A 20212-nucleotide genomic window follows, 5' to 3' on the forward strand; every position below is an offset into this window, starting at 1 on the left:
TTTCAGTGTGCGTACATTTCCTGAATCAGCGACGGAGTGAAATCAAACGGGTCAAATACCGGTATTCCGAAGCGGTTTTCAAGATTCGCGATCTCCTCCCTGACTTCACTTCTTGTCATACCCTCACTGTTCAGAGATATCGCTATGACCTTTTTCTCAGAAAGAAGCTCAAGTATCTTGATGTATTTCTCGAGGTCCGGGATCTTCATCGACGGGAAGCCGTCAAAGTATTTCCTTTTGGGTGCATGCTGCAATATTATGGCATCAGGTCTGATGGCCCCTATTATCTCAAAACTTCCCGGGTATACCGGGTGAAGAACCGATCCCTGTCCTTCCACAACCATCACTTCAGGATGTTCTTCTTCCCAGGCATCGACTGCGATCTTTTCCAACCCTCCTGGGACGAAATCATTGATCATCGAGTCTAAAACGGTTGTATGTTTGAATCCCTGCATCCAAGCTGTTTGGCCCGTTCCAAGCATGACAGCGTTTACTCCTTTCTTCTTGAAGTTATTTGCTACTATTACTGCGGTCGTTCTCTTTCCTATCGCACTATCCGTGCCAAGAACAGCGATTCTGAAAGACTCTACATTGAATATTTTTCCCGTGAACATGTACTTCCAGTTGAGGAATATCTTCCTGACATCAACTATATTGGATCCACTTTTCTCCGCAATTGCCTTAAATTCTGGGTCATCGCTAAGGAATTCATGCAATCCGCTTACTACGTTCATTCCTCTCTGGAGAGCCTCCGATACATAACTCCTATAGTTCAGCGGCAGGAATCCGCCATCCGTGGCTACACCAATAATTAGCGTATTCGCACCCTTCTCCACACCTTCCACGACTGTTGAAACTATTGGTATACCATTTCTCCTTCCACTCAAAACCTGACCAGAATCCTTACCAGCCCTTGTTGAATCTATGACCGAGGAAACCTTATACCTCGTTGTGTATCTAACTAAGCCATTTCCAGTTTTTCCATCTATGGTGCCAAATGCACCCTCTGATAAGATCACTGCGTTGTCCATAGTTTTCCCCTCCCGGTAAGTACAACTACCACATCTTCGTTCTTATTCCCCCTTCTTATTCCTTTGTCAACAGCGGCCAGGGAAGATGCAGAAGCCGGAAGAATCGATAGCCCTTCGTATCTCTCCAGGAGAGTTGAATAGGCAATCATTTCTGAGTCCGATATGTAGGATGCAAATCCCTTGGTTATGTATATAGAGTCCAAAGCTTTCTGCCCATCGTAAGATCTATAGTTTACAAGTGGTTCCGATGTCGGTGTTTCGATGATTGCACTTGGGTCCAGCTCCATTATCTTTCTTGAGTTCATCTTCCATGATGCCACTATAGCATTTCCATAGGGTGTGCTTGAGCCCACAAACTTGGGCAGCGTATCAATTATTCCTCTGTTATACATTTTCAAAAATCCTGAGAATATCCCCGATATTGTTGTTCCATTCCCCATAGGAACCGAAACATAGCTCGGGCTTTTGTCAAGGTCGTCTACGATCTCATAGGCAATCTGTTCATAACCTTCCATGTCGATTTTGGAGTTCGGAGAGCCAGGACTGCAATCATACCAGTTTTCTTCCCTGCTTATGGCCCTCATGTTTTCTACAACGTCTTCGTATCTTCCAGGTAGTTGCAATACTCTTGAACCGTTGGAAACAATCTCATCATTACGATCTCCAGTGTATGATTCAGGAATTCCAATAACCGATTTCATTCCATAAACCCTGGCGAAATAAGACAATGAGGCTCCATAATTTCCACATGTTGCAAGTGAAATTGTGTCGTAGCCCTCATTCTTTGCATTAAGGACATGCAATCTGGCAATACGGTCTTTCTGGGTACCTGTTGGCCCCGCGCCTTCAAATTTCACAAAAATTCGTTTTAATTTGAGGACGCGTTCTAGCTTGGCAATTCTTAAAAATGGTGTTCTACCAGGAGGTTTATCTTCCTCAACTTCTTCCATTTAATTTCACTCAGGTTATTAGCCTGCTAAAGAAAGAAAGATAATCTCAATATATAAATATATCCTATTATGAATTAGGACAAAATGTGTTGGTTGTTCTGGAATTTCACCACGATTGGTAGCTGATAATTGCAAGGAAATATACGAAAGAAGGAGATCCCGCAAGCATATATTTTTAAGAATTACGACTAGGAAATCGACGAATAATCGCTTTGTAGGCAGTCGTTCCTGACTGTTAGGTACTTTCCAAACCTCTTGTTGCCAAGACTGTGGTTTAACTGCCGTTACAGCAAATTATGAAGCAAATATAGTTGAAAATGACGGAAAAATGACGTCAGATTTTTATAATCTCTAGAGAAAGCTCGTCAGCAACCTTCTCTACCATTGATTTTGCAACGGATTTTGTACCTTTTTTGTCCATTATAAAACCTTTGCAATTTCTAGTTTTCATTACGCTTTGTTTAAGCAGTTCTTCAGTAATACCCTCGAGAGAATGTTTGGAGATCATGTGGCCCATATTAAGAGAATTCCTGTAAAAATATTCTGTTATTTTAGGCATGTAGTGGCCACCTCCAATGCCAACGAAGTTATCGAAATTATTTGATTCTGTGAAAACTCCTTCCATAATCAAATCGAGCGCATCACCACGGGTCCATTCTCTCTCCGAGGTACCTATCTCTATGTAATAATTCGGGATCGTGAGGAGTGGGCCGTGGTGTGTAGCCTCAAATGTTACACTAAAATATTCACCGGAATAGCTCTCTTTCATTGCTCTGAGCGCAGATGACATCTTCTCAGGATCGCTTTCAGAGAGTTTTCCTGGGAGACCTCCGAGGTCAGCGCTAGAAAAATTACCAGTCGGATGTACTGTTATAGACTTTATATCCGCTGATGAAGAGTGTTTAGAGAGAAAAATTATATCTTTGATATTTGGTTGCAAAGGCAAAACAACAGAGGGCAAAGCGTTCATAAAAAGGTGTTTTTCTTCTATTCTCACCATAATATAATCTTTATAGTGCAAAACGCCATCGGTATTCTTTTCAAAAGAAAAACTCTCCAATATGTGATCAGCCATGACCTTGCTTGCATCATCTGCATTGGAAGATATTATGAGATGAAAATCCTGCATATTCAAGACATCTTTGTTTCAACAAGATCGTGGTAAAGGCGATCGGCCTTGGATGCTAGTTTTTCTTTTTCAATTTCGATGTTCTTTAGGAAAGTGGGTGGGAAGTTTATTTTATTCACGATTCTGGAAATTTCCTTTGCAGAATAATCCTCACTTTTTGCGAGGAAAAGGAGTACTGAACTCAGGCTGCCTACATCCACAGCTCTGGAAATCATGTGTTCGGTAGAATGAATCGGTTTGGCAACATTTCCGACAACATATGCTGGGTTTGGATTTTTCTCCATTTTTACAGAATCAGCAATTTCTGAGTTTGCCTGACGGAACGCATTAACGAAAGAGCGAATGTTCGACAAGGTTGTCTTTTTTTCTATCTCTGCATACTCATCTATCAACTGGCGTTCGATCTCCAGGATATTAGACACATCTTTTTCCACTTTGTACACCCGAATGAAATTGTCATTGCCTTTTAAGTAATAACTTTTGCTGATAGAGAGGTAAACGAGCTATTGTTTGGAAAGCATCATTGATCTGTACGAAAGGACCAGTTTGAGAAATGGAAGACCATTGTATCTCTCAAGAGTGAAGCTACCTGAGTATAGTGGGTCCTTGGACAGTTTGACAAACCAATAGGTTAATCTGGAAACATTTACTGCCGCATGGAAGGCAAGCGAAGCATTCTCGTTTGTTGCACGGAGCAAACGATCGTATTCATTATCAAGTTCCTCCTCCCCAGACGAAATATCAACCAGGAATTTGTAAGAAGGTGGTTCTTTAAGGTTTATCAGCGAATCTTCCAGATTCCTCAAGTATTCTACTATTTTCTTATAATTATCTTTCCAGGCGGTATCCAGGTTCATGAGACGCGCAATGAAAGCAAGAACTTCGTTGTGCTGGATGAAATACGCCTCAACGTCAGAATCAAATTCCTCGTCTTTCTTTGATATAACACAGTGAAATTTTGGAAAGCGGTTAGATGCTGTCATCAACCTTGACATTATTGTGTGTTAATAAACTATCCGTCACCATTTTTCTGGAGATGATCGCTAATCTATTCTATCATCTAAATATTCTCTTCAAATTCACATGTACCCCAATTTTATGAAACCAATGCGCTTATGCCATTCAATTATGAATTTGTCTCTGGGAATAATTGTAAATGGTCTTTTTAGCATTTGCTCGTTAGAAAGCGATAGAAACTGTTTTAACAAAAACAAAATTACCTACCATAATGGATTTGGACATTTTTGCTATAGAGAAAAAGTGGAAAGAGTTCTGGGCAGAGAATAACCTATATTCATACGATCCAAAAATCAAGGAAAGAGAGAAATGGTTTTCCATCGATACCCCTCCGCCAACCGTTTCCGGCAAGGTACATCTTGGCCATGCGTTCTCCTATCCCCAGCAGGATTTCATAGCTAGGTACAAGCGGATGTGTGGCTATAACGTGTATTACCCATTTGGTTTCGACGACAACGGCCTTCCAACGGAGAGATACACAGAAAAATCTTTGGGGATCAAAGGGGAAAAGATGGACAAAAAAAACTTTATTGATCTCTGCCACCAGGAGGCGGAGAAAGCCAGGAAATCCATGCTTCAGGTGTACATAGATCTTGGGCTAAGTGCAAATTTCAAAGACGCGTACATAACATCTTCCGAAATTTCCACAAGGCTATCGCAGTTAATGTTTCTTGATCTGATAAATAAAGAGAAAGCTTACAGAACGGAGGCCCCTGTGATCAGGTGTCCTGTGTGCCTTACCGCAATTTCCCAGATCGAGATGAAGGATTCGGAAAGAAACACAGATTTTGTATATGTAAAATTTGGAAAAATCACAATAGCAACGACAAGGCCGGAAATGATTGCCGCTTGCGTAGCCGTGATGGTAAATCCTATGGATGATAGATACAAGCACCTCATCGGATCAAAAACCGAAGTGCCACTGTATTCATACGAGGTTCCAATCATTGAGGACGAAAGCATATCCATGGACAAGGGAACCGGCGCAGAGATGCTTTGTACATTTGGGGATCAAAACGATGTGTACCTGTGGAGAAAATATTCTCTTGGCACAAAGATGATACTCACTGAAAACGGTCACTTGAACGAGAAATCGGGATTCCTCGAAGGTCTCGGAATCCAGGAAGCAAGGAAAGCCATGATTTCCAAGCTTGAATCAATGGGACTGATTGAAAAGGTAGAGCGGATTAAACACAGTGTCAATGTCCATGAACGATGCGATACTCCTGTGGAGATAGGAATAAGCAAGCAGTGGTTTGTGAAGTGCCTTGACTCAAAGGAAGAGCTTAAGGAGTTTTCGGCACAGATCACATGGATTCCTGAGCACATGAGATCCAGGCTCACTAACTGGATTGACGGACTAAAATGGGATTGGTGTATTTCCAGGCAAAGATTTCTCGGTATTCCTTTTCCTGTATGGTACTGCAATTCATGTGGAAAAACGCTGTTTGCTGGCCCGGATGAGTTACCTGTTGATCCCAGGTTTGATAACAAGAAGAGAAAATGTGATGCTTGTGGTTCTAGCGATATTGTTCCAGAAACAGACGTGATGGATACATGGGCCACCTCCTCTCTGAGCCCAAGACTCTCAACGGAACCCTATGGGCTATTCGACCTTCTTTATCCTGCCGATACAAGGTTCCAAGGCCATGATATAATCTCGTTTTGGGCTTTTACGACAATCCTGAGATCGAAATATCACTATAACAAAATACCGTGGGATAAAATATACATAAACGGGATGGTAAGCGATTCCGAAGGAAAGAAGATGAGCAAGAGCAAGGGGAACATTGTCGACCCGGAGTTCTTTTTGAAACAGTACGGTGCTGATGTCGTCAGATATTGGGCATCTACTGTAATTCCAGGTGACGATGCCCACGTGAAGGAACAGGACTTCCTCCGAGGTAGAAAGATAATCATAAAGCTATACAATGCCTCAAAATTAGTTAATATGCTCACAGGCATAAAGAAGATCGAAAACTCAGAAAGAGAGCTGAAATTCCCTGTGAACAAATGGGTGATGTCCAGGCTAGGGGATACCGTTTTCAAGTTCAGGTCACTCATGGACGAATATCAGGTTTCAAGGGCACGTTCCGAACTGGACAATTTCTTCTGGAACACATACTGCGACAATTACCTGGAAATGAGCAAGGCTCTTCTCAAGAATGAAAGTGAAATAGGAAAGGATTACGCTGACGAAATAGTCTACACCTGCAACAAAAGCATGCTGCAGATTCTAACGCTATATGCACCAATTCTTCCTTTTATTACTGAAGAGCTTTACGAGGCACAGCCGCTTAAGGCAAAGAGAAGCATACACGAAGAATCCATTCCAAAAGCTTTCGTAAACGCGAAGACCGATCAAGAAGTAAAAGAGATGGACTACGTCGTTGACATATTGTCCAGGATAAGGTCACTCAAATCCTCGATGAAATTATCAATGAGCGCACGAATAGAAAACATAACGCTACTCGGGGATCTTTCACTTATAGAAAAGTACTCAAGCTTTATCGGAATCATAATGAATATCGGGTCAATAAATGGAAAAGCATCTCAAGAAACGAATGCCTTTATAAGCTGATTCGCCGTTTTTCTTTATTCTTCTCTCATTCTCAAGAAGAGAAAAACATGGGCATTTTGTATAAATTAAACAACATAAAACGCCCGACGAATTTAAGTGAAAATTTTGTAAAATTGAGGGTTCTCCGCGCATAAAATTAGAGTATGGAGAGATACCTGTCAATTTCCCACGTTGTCACATATGATCTAAACGCATCCCACTCCCTTTGCTTTACAGTAAGGAAGTTCTCGAAGATATGCTCCCCAAATGTCTCTTTCATCAGCTTGCTGTTTTTAAAGTGGTGTATGGCCTCTCCAAGGCTCTCTGGCAGGGATTGAATACCGTTCTGTTCCTTTTCCTTCGGTGTCATGTGGAATATGTCTTTCTCTACAGGATCAGGTGGTTCAAGCTTTCTATTTATGCCGTCAAGCCCCATGGCAAGAATTGCGGCGAACTGAAGATAGGGATTACCAGCAGAGTCTGGGCATCGCAATTCCATTCTCTTCCTGTTGCCTCTACCAGCGGGAATCCTGACAAGTGCAGATCTGTTCTTATTTGCCCAGGATATATACACTGGAGCCTCATAGCCTGGAATAAGCCTCTTGTACGAATTTACCCAGGATGCAAGAACTGCTGATGCCTGGTTTATGTTGCTGAGTATACCTCCCAGGTAATGATATGCCAGGTCACTTAGTTCAAACCTGCCGTTTTCGTCGAAGAACATGTTTGTTTTCTCGTCAGAGCTCATTATACTCTGATGTACGTGCATGCCTGTTCCGTTGACCCCATTTATTGGCTTAGGCATAAAAGTAGCGTAAAGTCCGTGTCTCTGGGCGGAATTCTTTATGATATATTTTAGCATGGCTACTCGATCCGCCATCAGTGTAGCAGGTGCATAACGAAGATCAATCTCTTGTTGACCCGCTGCGACTTCATGATGTCCGGCTTCAGGCTGGTAGCCAAGATCGTAAAGCTGCTTAAGTATTTCCTGGCGAATTTCATTTGCCGCATCCACAGGCGTGTTGTCAAAGTATCCGGCATTGTCGCTTGGGATCGCTGTAGGATTACCACTTGAATCTCGCTTAAATAAGAAGAACTCAAATTCTGGGCCCACAAAAAAATCCATACCTTTACTTCTTAGTTTGTCGACAGTTTTTTGGAGCACAAATCTAGGATCGCCAAGGAATCGATCACCACTAGGCATATACACATCGCATACAAATCGTGCGACTTTGGCCCCATCTCCTGTGAACGGTATAACTGTGTATGTAGAAAAATCCGGATGTGCACGCATGTCAGATTCTTCTATCTGTGCGAAGCCTGCAACCGAGCTCCCATCAAAGACCACACCTTCTGTTAATGCGTTCTCAAACCTATTTCTTGGTACAGTCAGGGTCTTCATCGATCCAAGCAGGTCCACAAACTGGAACTGCAGGAACTCAATATTATCCTTCTTTATCTTTTCAAGCATGGTATTAATTTCATCTGCCATGCTAAAGCGAATCTTCGATCCCTTTATAAATATTGCTTGCTCTTTTTCGAATTTATTAATCGATTAGAACATCTTTCTTTGGAAAAGTGTTAAAAGCATTCTTGTTATGACTGCAGGTATAGCCCCGTGGTGTAGTGGCCAAGCATAGCGGGCTCTGGACCCGTTGACAGCAGTTCGAATCTGCTCGGGGCTATAGGGATTGATGAAGAAACTAAATGCCGGATGCTGGGACGGATGAAGAAGATTTCTCGATGGTCATGACGGAGTACGTCGATCAGAAGATAAGAGTGGATCACCCAATATTGTTTTACCAGTTGGAGATGAAGCTTGCAGAGGCGGATCTAGGCCTCGCTATATCTAAGGGTATTCGACTCAATGAAACAAGGCAGATACTTGATATGTTGGACACTCTTTACAGCCTTCTGTCAGATCCAGATTCAAAACTTCCAGATCAACAGAGAAAGATGCTGAATCATGCCGACAATGTATGGCTTGATCTTAAGTCCAAATTAAGTTCCGGCGATGAACGCGCTTCATTCTTGTTAAGCAGCCATTCACACATGTCTGAGGCACTTGGGTATCTGATAAAGGCACGTGATGATCCATTATTTAAGGAGATAATCCCGGACTATCTTTTAAAGTACCTATCAAAACTGAGTGTATTTACCTATCGTGAGGCGATAGGGCACGTCATGCTTTGATTTCGTAGTTTTTAATGTAATCTGAGAACGATATGGGATTCTTAACGAATCTATACAGATAAGTGTCTTCTCTGTAATAGTTCAGGAGAAGTCGATGTACTTCCTCTTTCTCGAATATGTTTGTATTCTCTATTGATGCAATACTCCTCTTTAACCAAAACTTGCCCTCGGCGATACTTCTTTTTCTTTTTCCTAGCTTTTCAAACGCCAGATTGGCAGCATCAGCAAAGGTAATTTTATCGTTGGAATTCGCATCAATCGCCCCTTTAGTGTCTTTTGCTGACTGGATTACAGTAACAAGATCCTTAACATGAATTGGAGCAAGTGGTCCACCGATAGGGAGCCTCGAGATGCCTGTTGAGGCAAGTCTAAAAAGGTTTTCCGTGAATACGTCACCGTTTCCGAATACGATGGAAGGTCTCACATTAAGGTGGTTCTTCACCAAAGAAACATTATCTTCTACCAGGCCTCTGATCCTGAAAAATTCCGAAGCCCCATAATGAACATTAATCGAGGAAATGAAGACAAGTCTCTGATCAGTGTCGTTCTTTTTTATAATGCCAACGACATTCTTTATCCCATTTACAAATGTATCAAATAAATTGCTACCATCCTCTTTCTCAGTTCTAACGGATACAATGATCATATCCGCACCGTTTAAAGCACTGTTGAGTTTATCTGCTTCTGTTATGCTTCCCTCAATCCACTGAATACCTGCACTTTTCAGTTCTGCATTTTCACTTCTAGAATAAGAGGTAACACTATCTGCCTGAATGTATTTTGCAATGTTACGCCCTATGTATCCTGAGCCACCAATTATTACTACTTTCATTCTTCCTTATGAGAGCGAAGACGTTAAAATTTTTTTGCATACAATTCTCATTTTATTTTCCTGTTAACCCATGATCGCTATTTCATAGCAAATTTGAACATTTTCTTCTAAGATTGGTATCTTAATTTTTTAACCATGAAACAAGCGCACACGTTAGCTCTTGATGAAATTCAAAACTTGAGAAAAGCTAAATTTAGAAGGTGGGAGACGTATTACGCATGCAAGGAAAGAACACGGTTTAAAATCACTAATGTAAATTTAACATAGCTTCACGGAAACTTAATTATGTGTTGTAATAATTAAAGAACGATTAGCATGAAAGATAAGTCAAAGAATGTTTACATGGTGAGTGGAGGTGTGACAAAGTTCGCAAAGGCCACCCCTGAAATGGATTTTCGTCTCAGGGTTAAAAAAGCTTTTGATTACGCAATGAATGATATTAACATGCCACTTTCAGAGATAGATGGTTCTGTCGCCTCTTATTTTTCGGACCATTTCCAGAGGCAGCTTATGGCCGGGATTATGGTTCAGGATTATCTGGGCCTAACTCCGAAACCGAGTAAGAGGATTGAAGGTGGCGGAGCGACCGGAGGACTTGCTTTCCAGACAGGATATGAGGAAATAGCGTCCGGTAGGATGAATACATGTGCGGTTTTTGGTTTCGAAAGCATGTCTCACGTGAATACATGGAAGGGAAATGAGTTTATAGCCCTTGCCAGCGACACAAACTTTGACTATCCAGTGGGTGGTTTCTACACCGGGTATTACGCTATGATGGCCGTGAGGCATATGCACGAGTTCGGGACAACGGTAGAACAACTGGCAAAAGTATCAATCAAAAATCACAAAAACGCGAAACACAACCCTTACTCCCAAAGTCCAATGGATCTGACGGTAGATATGGTTCGTAATTCTCCGATGGTATCTTATCCTTTGACCAGACTGGATGTCTGTACAATGTCTGATGGTGCAGCAGTTTCAATCCTCGCCTCTGAAGAAAAGGCGTTTGAGCTAACAGACCATCCCGTGCTGATAAAAAGCATAGGAACCGGAACAGATACCATGCGTCTCTCTGATAGGCCGTTTGGAAAGGTGCCGCTCCTCCCAAACGAGAAAGAATCGGATTATCGTGATCTGAAATATCCAGGAATCCATTCATTCAGGGCCGGCAGGACGGCGGCTATAGAAGCTTACAAGGGCGCGGGAATAACTGATCCATTGGAAGAACTTGACGTTATAGAGCTTCATGATGCCTATACCTCGTCCGAGATACAGACGTATGAAGATCTAGGATTATGCAAGTACGGGGAAGGCGGCAAATTTGTAGAGGAAGGAAAATCTGAACTAAACGGTAAGGTTGCCGTGAATCCATCTGGAGGTTTGCTGGCCTGCGGTCATCCGGTTGGAGCAACCGGAATAATGCAGAGTGTATTCATGTTTTGGCAGCTGCAGCACACCATAAACAAGCATTTTAAAGACGATTATCTCCAGGTCAATAATGCCAAGCGTGGCCTTATTCACAGTCATGCGGGTACAGGAACGTATGTGACTGCTACAGTTATGGAGGCGGTATAATGACAATCGATCCTAATGCAAAAATGCCAGAAACCCAGAACGGGACAGAGGTGTACAACACGGATCCTCTTACAGTTAAATCCCACTATGAAATAGATTACATACACAGCTACGCTCAAGATTCTGAATTCTTTAGAGCACTCGGAAAAAAGAAACTGATGGGAAGCAAATGCAAGAAATGCGGATACAAATATGCAACGCCCAGGAGTCATTGCATGATGTGTGGTGCAGAAACAGAATGGTTTGAGCTTCCAAATGAGGGGAAGGTCCATTCATTCACCACCTGCTATTTCGGAAGCGAAGAATTCCTTCCTGAGACACCGTTTAATCTCGTAATGGTGGAATTCGAAGGCGTTGACTCCCTCTTTATGTCGAGGCTCATAGGAGCTTCGCAGGAAGACATATATGTAGGCATGAAAGTAAAAGCAAAGTTTAAGAGAATACAAAAATTCAGTCCCACCGATGTGTATTTTGTTCCAGTCGTTGAGAAATAATCTTAGATAAGTGTAGGTTAAAATACTCTACCTACAATCTATCAATTTTTTTCTGCAAGCTTCTTCAAGGATATCCCTGCCTAAGTTGGTTATGTTGTTTTCTTTATCCAATAGGCCCATTTTTGAGAGTTTAGGATCTCTACTGGAACCTAATTTTCTAAAATAAAGCAAATTCTCAAGGTTCGTAGAATCGAGTAATTTCAAATAAACGAGTGGTGTCAAACTCTTAAGTGCAATTTCACCTTCGCGAGTGATTTCGTAGTATGTGTGGTGTTTGTGGACTTCGGCACTCTTCTTTAATTTTGCCGAGCTCCTCTTGATCGAAGTGTTTGTGTAATGCGTAAGGTATCTATATTTAAGGAGAATTTCCAAATACGTATTGACAGCGATGAGTGGTATTTCTGTGTATTTCCTCACATTCTTTGCGTAGTCTACTTTAGCTACAGACATATGGCGGAGCACAGCAGTGAGCCTGTAATCTTCAGCAAGTTCCCTAATTTTCGGATCCATGTCCCTCAGATTTGCCAACGATACTGTATGGTTACGCGCATTATGGAAATTTTGCTAATGCAAAAGATAATTTAGGTTCTTAGTTATGATCTTTTGTGTCAGAATTCTCGAACGAAGACAAAGATGTTTTCATTGTGAAACTTGAAAAGATGATTGACAGAGGAGCATTGCTTTCCCGATACAGCCGTACTTCCAATCTCGATATACGCGATGTATATCGAAAGGAATTCATTGGTAACGAAGACCGCGGAAAGAATTTTTACAAAAAAGTATTCCTGGAATACGGAGACGAATCCGTTTCAGAGCTCGTGACTGCGCAGGTCGCTGTCCAGGGTGTTTCAAATGTGCTTTCGAAAACCGCTGAGGAACTGCGTGTAGGGCTATCTTTTCTTGAGAAATCGTCCAGGTATGTTCGGTACGACAAGAAAGTCAATGGAAGATACCTTTTTGCAGATGGCAAAAGCATAGGCATACCAGATAAGTTTCACGAACAGTACGAATCTCTATGCAATTCCTTGTTCGATCTCTATTCAGCAGCCTATTCATCTGCCATTGAATTTTACAGGAAGAAATTTCCCATCGAGACACTTTCATTCACGGATGATAACGGGAGCAACATACAGATCAAGGATCTTAAAGGTGACGATTTTGAAGATTCTAAGAAGTCTTATGAAAGTGCCCTGAGGGCACGGGCACTTGACGATCTTAGGTATCTCCTGCCCGCTTCAACGCTAACAAACATAGGAATATCCGGGAATGCCCGATCCTACGTCAACCTTATTCAGAAATTGAAATCATCACAGTTGCCAGAATACCAGCGTGTAGCCTCTTCTCTTTATGCAGAACTGGAGTCAGAGTTTCCAAACCTGATAGATTCTGCTGTGAATAGCCATGGTGAATCCACAATAAATTATGTATCATCCCTTAAGACAATAAACATACCGCAGATTAAAAGCTCGGGAAAGATCGATCCTCTGGTAAAACTCGCCTCTTTTGAATCCCAGGATCACGTGGCGAGACGTGTGGCAGCAGTGATTGCGTTTAAAATGCAGGATAAGCCTTTTACTGATGCCATCTCGGAGTTCAGCACAATGGATATGAGGCGTATAGAATCGATATACAACCAGATTGCGAATCTCAGAAAAAACAGGAGAGATAAACTTCCGAGGGAATTTGAAATTGCAAGATACCTCTTTGAGGTGAATACCAACTATGGAGCTTTCAGGGACATGCAACGACACAGATTTTTAAGCATCGTAAGACAGTACCTTTCATGCAATCATGGATATGATACTCCCACATTCTTCAGGAATGGGGAATTTTCCGATCGCTTCATGGAACTGATGGAAAACGCAAAAGAGCTTAATGAGAGGTTGAGAATGGAATCTGGCCCGGAGATTGCGCAGTATTGTGTACCATTTGCCTACCATTATCCTATTAGCGTAGAAGCTGATCTGCGTGAGCTCGTATACTTTTGCGAGTTACGGTCTACTCCGCAGGCTCACGAAGATCTGAGACACGTTGCTATGGATATATGTCATTCCGTTGAAAATGTTCATCCAATCTTCAAGCCCCTTTTCAAGTTTGTTGATTTTTCCAGCTACAGCCTTGGAAGACTAACATCAGAACAGAGATCTATAAGGAAATTGCGGGACGTTTCGAATCAGTGAAACTAAACTATGCTCTAATTTTCCTAAATATCTATTTGCTGTTGTTCACAATGCCTGTACTATTAAAGTTCTCAGAAATTGCGTCATTTTGACAAAATCGGTATCTAAAGATAAACCACAAATATTTATATAGAAGAACATATTTAGCTGTAAGGAAAGGTGAAACAAATGTTAGGTGGTCAAACGCCAATCTTAATTTTAAAGGAAGGTACACAAAGAGAACAGGGAAAAAATGCACAGAAGAACAACATAGAAGCAGCCAAGGCAATCGCTGATGCAATCAGAACGACACTCGGTCCAAAAGGCATGGATAAGATGCTTGTGGACTCTATTGGCGATATAATAATTTCGAATGATGGTGCTACTATATTAAAAGAAATGGATGTTGATCATCCAACTGCGAAGATGATTGTCGAGGTTGCCAAGTCGCAGGACATGGCTGTCGGTGACGGAACAACAACTGCTGTTGTGTTCGCTGGAGAACTTCTCAAGCAGGCGGACGTACTTCTGGACCAGGGAGTTCACTCCACAGTGATAACGAACGGATTCAGATTAGCCGCAAATGAAGTTGAGAAAGTAATGGAAAAAACCGCTATCGGTTCAAGAGACGACGAAACACTCAGGAAGATAGCAACTACTGCACTTTCTGGTAAGAATATCGGTCTCTCAAGTGATTTCCTTGCAGACCTTGTCGTGAAAGCAGTCAATGCAGTCGCTGAGGATCGCGACGGGAAGATCATTGTAGATCCCGCTAATATAAAAGTAGATAAGAAAAACGGTGGCAGCGTCGACGACACCGAGTATATCAACGGTCTAGTAATCGATAAGGAAAAAGTTCATTCTAAGATGCCTTCGGTTGTAAAAGGGGCGAAAATTGCTTTGATAGATTCTGCACTCGAGATAAAGAAGACCGAGATTGAGGCTAAAGTCCAGATAACCGATCCATCAAAGATTCAGGATTTCCTGAGCCAGGAATCTGAGACCTTTAAGACAATGGTGGACAAGGTCAAGAAGAGCGGTGCAAACGTGGTTCTGTGCCAGAAAGGCATCGATGACCTAGCTCAGCATTATCTCGCAAAAGAAGGAATATACGGTGTTCGCAGGGTCAAGAAAAGCGACATGGAAAAACTGTCAAAAGCAACAGGTGCCAAGATTATAACCAACCTCGATGATCTTACCGAATCTGCTCTTGGAAGCGCCGAAAAGGTAGAAGAGAAGAAGATAGGCGATGACAGGATGACATTCATTACCGGATGCGCAAATCCAAAGGCTGTTAGTATTCTCATACGTGGTGGAACGGAGCATGTAATATCTGAGATAGAGCGTTCTCTAAACGATGCCATAAGAGTCGTTGCAATAACGAAAGAGGATGGCAAGCATCTTCCAGGTGGAGGCGCCATTGAAGCTGAGCTCGCCATGAAGATGAGGAACTTCGCAAATACCGTTGGGGGAAGGGAGCAGCTTGCAATTGAGGCATTTGCCAAGGCACTTGAAATCATACCTAGGACTCTGGCGGAAAATGCAGGTATGGATCCAATAAACACGCTCATAAAGCTAAAAGCGGCCCACGATAAGGGACAGGTTACTGCAGGAATAGACATCAACAACAATGAAATCGGCGACATGGAAAAGCTTGGTGTCTACGATCCACTCCGGGTCAAAAGACAGGCTGTCGAGAGTGCGGTAGAAGTATCCACCATGATTCTAAGAATAGACGATGTGGTAGCCAGTAAGAAATCGTCTGGGCCCGAAGGTGGAGCACCCGGTGGACCTGGTGGAATGGGCGGCATGGGTGGTATGGGTGGAATGCCACCATACTGATATCCCTTTTTTTTTCCAAATGCGAATAATTATAGTGTACATAACATATATATCCTTCTGAAGCCTCTTTTTCTAATATTTCCCTTATATTTTTCTCAAAGAATTACTGTGATTTCTGATGGCCTGAAGTAGCAATCAATTCTCCGAAGATTTTAGTAATATCCAGATATCTCGTAGATGGTGACATATTGAATCTTTATGAATACATGGGTAAGGATATATTTCGGAGATATGGTATACCGGTACCGGACAGTTATGTCGTAGAAAAGGAATCCGATTTAAGGAAATTTGAAAGGCCATCTGTTGTAAAATCACAGATACTACTTGGTGGCCGTGGCAAGTCAGGAGGAATAAAATTTGCAAAAAATCAGAAGGAGCTCGAAGATGGTGTTCACGAACTTCTTGGATCAAAAATCAGAGGACTATCCGTAACCAAAGTTCTGATAGAAGATATGCTCAACATCAAGCATGAATACTATGTCAGCATATCACTGAACCGCTCGGAGAGATCTCCATTTATTATTGCTAGTTCGTCGGGAGGCGTAGAAATAGAATCTGTCCCGAAGGAAAAGATCTTCACGCGAAAGATAGACCCTCTCTTGGGTTATTCGGACTATGTTGGGCGTGAGGCTGTAAAATTTATGGGTTTAGACTCGAAGCTCGGTCCTCAATTCAAGGCGATACTGTCGAAGCTTTTCACAGTTTTTAATGAGGAGGACTGTGAGCTTGTTGAGATCAATCCATTGGTGGAGACGGCAGATGGAAAGCTTATTGCAGCAGATGCAAAAGTTATCATGGACAGCGATTCTATGTTCAGGCACAAGGACATAAACGTCATCGACCCGGAGAAAACACCTCTAGAGCTGGAGGCACAGTCAAAGGGATATGCTTTCGTGGAACTCGACGGTGACATCGGTGTCATTGCAAACGGTGCCGGATTGACGATGGCAACAATGGATGCGTTAACTCTTCATAAGGGTAAACCAAGAAATTTCCTTGATCTTGGTGGCACGGATAGCGTTGACATTGTTGTTGAAGCCTTCGAACTGGTCCTGAAAGCTAATCCTAAATCAATACTTGTCAATATATTCGGTGGTGTAACAAAAGCTGATACCGTTGCCAACGGAATCGTTGCCGCAAAAGAAAAGTTCAACATCATGAAACCCATAGTTGTGCGACTTAGCGGAGTACACGAGGATGAGGCCAGAGAGATACTTAAACGAAACGGAATTGAGCCATTTTCAATGATGATGCCTGCTATAGAGCAGGTAGTTAAGAGGACAGGTGAGATAGAATGAGCGTTTTAGTCAATAAAGACACAAGGGTAATTGTACAGGGTATTACGGGTCATCAGGGTGCTTTTCATGCAGGGGAGATGTTAAAATTTGGAACCAAACTCGTAGGTGGCACGTCTCCAGGAAAAGGCGGAACTATGTTCCAGAATAATGTTCCAGTTTTCGATTCGGTATCTGATGCGATGTCGCAGCACCCCGATGCTACCATGGTATCTGTTGCTGCCCCATTCGTTAAGGATGCTGCCTTTGAAGCAATAGATCAGGGGATAAAGATCGTCTACATCCTGACCGAGCATGTCCCATTCCATGACACAATGGAGATCGTTCATGAAGCTTCTCACAGAGGGATCACAGTTCTTGGTCCTAACGGTCCAGGTATAACGGTTCCCGGACAGTGTAAGATAGGTATCATGCCAAACCAGATATTCCGGAGTGGCGATGTTGCCGTTGCATCAAGAAGCGGAACGCTAACGTACGAGATAGTTTATTCAATTACCCATGCCGGTTTTGGAGAGAGTGTTGTTATAGGTCTGGGTGGAGATCCTGTTGTAGGGCTAACCTTTGTTGATGTCCTGAAGATGTTTGAGAAGGATGAGGCTACAAAGAAAATTGTGCTAGTAGGAGAGATAGGCGGAAACAATGAAGAACGGGCAGCCGAGTATATAAAAGCACATGTGAGTAAAAAGGTTGTAGCGTATATCACGGGTAGGAGTGCGCCTCCAGGAAAGAGGATGGGGCATGCAGGAGCGATAATAGAGAAAGGCGTAGGCACAGCAGAATCAAAGATCAAAGCCTTCGAAAGTGCAGGTGTGCCGGTTGCAGAGTATCCTGTGAACGTCCCTGATCTTCTGAAGTGATCTAAATGATGAAAGATGTGCTTTCTGTACTGGACATGAAGGATGATCTGGGAGATCTTGTAGCCAAGTCTGTTAGGTTTAAGCGAGATCGTTATACACCTGTTGAAGGCATGCAGAACAAAGTTCTTGGCATGATTTTTGAAAAGCCTAGCACGAGGACAAGGACGTCTCTTGAGACTGCAATGGTACAGATGGGAGGTTATGCCATATACTTGAATCCTAATGACATGCAGCTTGGGCGAGGAGAAACTGTGGAAGACACCGGCAAGGTCCTGTCGAGACTCGTTGATGTCATATCTTATAGGGCCTTTTCACATGAGAAAATGGTCGAACTCGCTCGTTCATCGTCCGTTCCGGTGATCAACGCTCTCGATGATCTTGAACACCCTCTGCAAATAGTGGCAGATTTCGCAACCATTCTTGAAAAGAAAGGAAGAACAAATAACTTAAAATTCAGTTATGTCGGGGACGGCAACAACATGAGTAATTCCCTTATCCTTGCTTCAGCTATCCTCGGAACTGACATCTCCGTAGCCAGACCAAAAGGATATGGGCCAAATCAGAGTCTGCTTGATGCAGCTCTAAAGATTGCAAGGGAAACTAAGTCAAAGATAGAAATTCTCGAGGATCCAGTTAAAGCAGTTGAAGGTGCAGACGTAATATACACGGACGTTTGGGTCTCCATGGGCGAAGAAAAAGAGAGGGAGGCCAGGGAAAGGTTATTCATGCCGTACCAGGTGAATTCTGATCTCTGCGAGCATGCAGATAAAAATTACATATTCATGCACTGCCTCCCGGCACACAGAGGTCTTGAGGTTTCGGCAGAGATAGCAGACGGGGTGCATAGCGTAATATTCGATGAAGCAGAATACAGGCTACATTCATCCAAAGCGGTGATAAGTTCCCTTTTATCAGTCTGATTCTGATATTTTCCATTATTTTTTTTTAACATTCAGTTATAATATTATATGTTCAATGGAATAATTTATGGACCCAGTTCTAGCCGTCAAAAATGAATGAGATTTTTCACATTTGACCTTGCGTCACAAAAAGCTTTATCTAACATGAGAGAATGAAAGAGCATGGTATTCCCAAAACGTGTCAGGGATTCTAAGGACATTAACAGCATCATAGAGGCACGTAGAAACTCAGATAATCTCAGGGATATACCCAATATTCTTGTACCTGTATGGCAACTCAAAATAAGGGAACGTTTTGGAATAAATATCGATCGCGAAGTCGCTGAATATATCGTTCTTGCAGCACACGAAAGAGGGACCTGGAGACGGCAAAGAGCGACAAGGAAGATTGAGAAACTTTTGATCTCTAGAGGTTTATCCAGAGAGGAATCAGCATCCGAGGCAAGATTGATTATTGACCTCGCTATCGGCAACCCAGAAAAATAAATTATGCAGGAAATAAGATCAAAGAAAGAGCTTGAAATATTTCTTCAGAAGCTAAAGGGGAATAGGGCTTATCGCATTGACCTTGAACAGTACCCAACTGATACGATCGTCGCTTCCAACATTTTGAACACCGCGTATCTGGATGGGAACATTGAAGAAAAGATGGTTGCTGATCTTGGATCTGGAAATGGGATTTTTGCTGTCGGAGCTGCTCTGTTAGGAGCTAAGAAAGTATATGCAGTTGAATCGGATCCAACTCTGGTTGAAGTCTTGAAGGAAAATGCGAAAGGATTGAATATAGAAATATTGAATGAAGATGTCTCAAAATTTAATTCACCAGTAGATACGGTAATAATGAACCCGCCATTCGGATCAGTGATGACGCATTCCGATAGAAAATTCCTAAAAAAAGCGGTTGAATCGGCTGGAGTGATCTATTCAATTCACAACTCTAAGTCTTCGGAATACGTGGAAAAATTCTATAAGGCACATGGTGAGATAATTAGAAAATACAAGACAGCAATAACTGTTCCAAGGATTTACAAACATCACACAATGGATCGGGCAAAAGTAGACTGTGTTGTCTTTACCTTAACGGTGGATCATCCATAGATTTTTGCGTGAGGTGAGCAGAAATAATAATTAGTTTCTGATCAATTAGGGGCAAGCATGGCCGGGGTGGGGTAGTGGGTATCCTTGGGGACTGTGGATCCCCGGACCCGGGTTCAATTCCCGGACCCGGCCTATAAACAATATTTATTCAGTTTTCATAAGTTATCAATTTAAGAACGGTAAAATTTGAATGAGAACTCAGGGGAAAATTAATCAATCTCCGGGTTTCTCAGATCATTTTATATGTCTTTATCAAAATT

General features: G+C 42.3%; 19 protein-coding genes and 2 tRNA genes. 13 read left to right on the forward strand and 8 right to left on the reverse strand.

The annotated features are described in order from the left end of the window. Positions 1 to 2: 2 nt before the first annotated feature. The 5 genes from LVQ96_00990 to LVQ96_01010 form a co-directional block, all read right to left on the reverse strand. Positions 3 to 1031, reverse strand: a complete 1029-nt coding sequence (locus LVQ96_00990; GenBank protein ID MCW6169732.1) for a DUF1611 domain-containing protein — start codon at positions 1029 to 1031, stop codon at positions 3 to 5. Next, the gene (locus LVQ96_00995) at positions 1016 to 1981 is read right to left on the reverse strand and encodes a pyridoxal-phosphate dependent enzyme (protein MCW6169733.1); all 966 of its coding nucleotides are present in this window, start codon (positions 1979 to 1981) and stop codon (positions 1016 to 1018) included. Before LVQ96_00995 ends, LVQ96_00990 begins: the two co-directional genes overlap by 16 nt. Positions 1982 to 2315: 334 nt before the next feature. Next, positions 2316 to 3110, reverse strand: a complete 795-nt coding sequence (locus LVQ96_01000; GenBank protein ID MCW6169734.1) for a D-tyrosyl-tRNA(Tyr) deacylase — start codon at positions 3108 to 3110, stop codon at positions 2316 to 2318. Positions 3111 to 3112: 2 nt separating this feature from the next. Next, the gene (locus LVQ96_01005) at positions 3113 to 3544 is read right to left on the reverse strand and encodes a hypothetical protein (GenBank protein MCW6169735.1); all 432 of its coding nucleotides are present in this window, start codon (positions 3542 to 3544) and stop codon (positions 3113 to 3115) included. A 69-nt stretch (positions 3545 to 3613) separates the two neighbouring features. After that, the gene (locus LVQ96_01010) at positions 3614 to 4093 is read right to left on the reverse strand and encodes a hypothetical protein (protein MCW6169736.1); all 480 of its coding nucleotides are present in this window, start codon (positions 4091 to 4093) and stop codon (positions 3614 to 3616) included. A 245-nt stretch (positions 4094 to 4338) separates the two neighbouring features. On the opposite strand from LVQ96_01010, the gene LVQ96_01015 reads away from it, so the two are divergent. After that, positions 4339 to 6708, forward strand: a complete 2370-nt coding sequence (locus LVQ96_01015) for a valine--tRNA ligase (GenBank protein ID MCW6169737.1) — start codon at positions 4339 to 4341, stop codon at positions 6706 to 6708. Positions 6709 to 6844: 136 nt separating this feature from the next. Here LVQ96_01015 and glnA read toward each other — a convergent pair whose 3' ends face one another. Continuing rightward, positions 6845 to 8179, reverse strand: coding sequence for a type I glutamate--ammonia ligase (glnA, locus tag LVQ96_01020; protein MCW6169738.1), 1335 nt, complete (start codon positions 8177 to 8179; stop codon positions 6845 to 6847). 120 nt (positions 8180 to 8299) lie between these two features. Between glnA and LVQ96_01025 the strand changes: the two genes are divergently transcribed. Both LVQ96_01025 and LVQ96_01030 read left to right on the forward strand, forming a co-directional pair. Continuing rightward, positions 8300 to 8372, forward strand: a tRNA-Gln gene (locus LVQ96_01025). A 22-nt stretch (positions 8373 to 8394) separates the two neighbouring features. After that, on the forward strand, positions 8395 to 8880 hold the full coding sequence (locus LVQ96_01030) for a DUF1940 domain-containing protein (GenBank protein MCW6169739.1): 486 nt from the start codon (positions 8395 to 8397) through the stop codon (positions 8878 to 8880). Here the strand turns inward: LVQ96_01030 and LVQ96_01035 are convergent. Next, entirely contained in the window at positions 8870 to 9712 is an 843-nt protein-coding gene (locus tag LVQ96_01035) for an NAD(P)H-binding protein (GenBank protein ID MCW6169740.1), read from the reverse strand. The two genes, LVQ96_01030 and LVQ96_01035, sit on opposite strands and share 11 nt — an antisense overlap. A 315-nt stretch (positions 9713 to 10027) precedes the next feature. On the opposite strand from LVQ96_01035, the gene LVQ96_01040 reads away from it, so the two are divergent. Both LVQ96_01040 and LVQ96_01045 read left to right on the forward strand, forming a co-directional pair. Continuing rightward, positions 10028 to 11287: a thiolase domain-containing protein gene (locus LVQ96_01040; protein ID MCW6169741.1), complete on the forward strand. Its 1260-nt coding sequence runs from the start codon at positions 10028 to 10030 to the stop codon at positions 11285 to 11287. After that, positions 11287 to 11781, forward strand: coding sequence for a Zn-ribbon domain-containing OB-fold protein (locus LVQ96_01045; GenBank protein MCW6169742.1), 495 nt, complete (start codon positions 11287 to 11289; stop codon positions 11779 to 11781). The genes LVQ96_01040 and LVQ96_01045 overlap by 1 nt, the downstream gene beginning before the upstream one ends. A 27-nt stretch (positions 11782 to 11808) precedes the next feature. Here the strand turns inward: LVQ96_01045 and LVQ96_01050 are convergent, their stop codons facing one another. Then, on the reverse strand, positions 11809 to 12291 hold the full coding sequence (locus tag LVQ96_01050) for a DUF2250 domain-containing protein (protein MCW6169743.1): 483 nt from the start codon (positions 12289 to 12291) through the stop codon (positions 11809 to 11811). A gap of 95 nt (positions 12292 to 12386) precedes the next feature. On the opposite strand from LVQ96_01050, the gene LVQ96_01055 reads away from it, so the two are divergent. The 8 genes from LVQ96_01055 to LVQ96_01090 all read left to right on the forward strand — a co-directional run bounded on the left by LVQ96_01055 (position 12387) and on the right by LVQ96_01090 (position 20084). After that, positions 12387 to 13961, forward strand: coding sequence for an FAD-dependent thymidylate synthase (locus LVQ96_01055; GenBank protein ID MCW6169744.1), 1575 nt, complete (start codon positions 12387 to 12389; stop codon positions 13959 to 13961). A gap of 168 nt (positions 13962 to 14129) precedes the next feature. Next, positions 14130 to 15782, forward strand: a complete 1653-nt coding sequence (locus LVQ96_01060; GenBank protein MCW6169745.1) for a TCP-1/cpn60 chaperonin family protein — start codon at positions 14130 to 14132, stop codon at positions 15780 to 15782. Positions 15783 to 15970: 188 nt separating this feature from the next. Then, the gene (gene sucC / locus LVQ96_01065) at positions 15971 to 17080 is read left to right on the forward strand and encodes an ADP-forming succinate--CoA ligase subunit beta (protein MCW6169746.1); all 1110 of its coding nucleotides are present in this window, start codon (positions 15971 to 15973) and stop codon (positions 17078 to 17080) included. Then, a complete protein-coding gene (gene sucD / locus LVQ96_01070; GenBank protein ID MCW6169747.1) occupies positions 17077 to 17934 on the forward strand; it encodes a succinate--CoA ligase subunit alpha in 858 nt (285 codons plus the stop codon). The genes sucC and sucD overlap by 4 nt, the downstream gene beginning before the upstream one ends. Positions 17935 to 17939: 5 nt before the next feature. Then, positions 17940 to 18854 (forward strand): ornithine carbamoyltransferase, encoded by a 915-nt coding sequence (argF, locus tag LVQ96_01075; protein ID MCW6169748.1) that lies wholly within the window; start codon positions 17940 to 17942, stop codon positions 18852 to 18854. A gap of 162 nt (positions 18855 to 19016) precedes the next feature. Next, on the forward strand, positions 19017 to 19340 hold the full coding sequence (locus LVQ96_01080) for a hypothetical protein (GenBank protein ID MCW6169749.1): 324 nt from the start codon (positions 19017 to 19019) through the stop codon (positions 19338 to 19340). A gap of 3 nt (positions 19341 to 19343) precedes the next feature. Continuing rightward, positions 19344 to 19952: an METTL5 family protein gene (locus LVQ96_01085; GenBank protein ID MCW6169750.1), complete on the forward strand. Its 609-nt coding sequence runs from the start codon at positions 19344 to 19346 to the stop codon at positions 19950 to 19952. Positions 19953 to 20012: 60 nt separating this feature from the next. Beyond that, positions 20013 to 20084 (forward strand) — tRNA-His (locus LVQ96_01090). Positions 20085 to 20212 lie beyond the last annotated feature (128 nt).

This window comes from Thermoplasmatales archaeon (genome assembly GCA_026127925.1).
Taxonomy (GTDB): domain Archaea; phylum Thermoplasmatota; class Thermoplasmata; order Thermoplasmatales; family Thermoplasmataceae; genus JAKAYB01.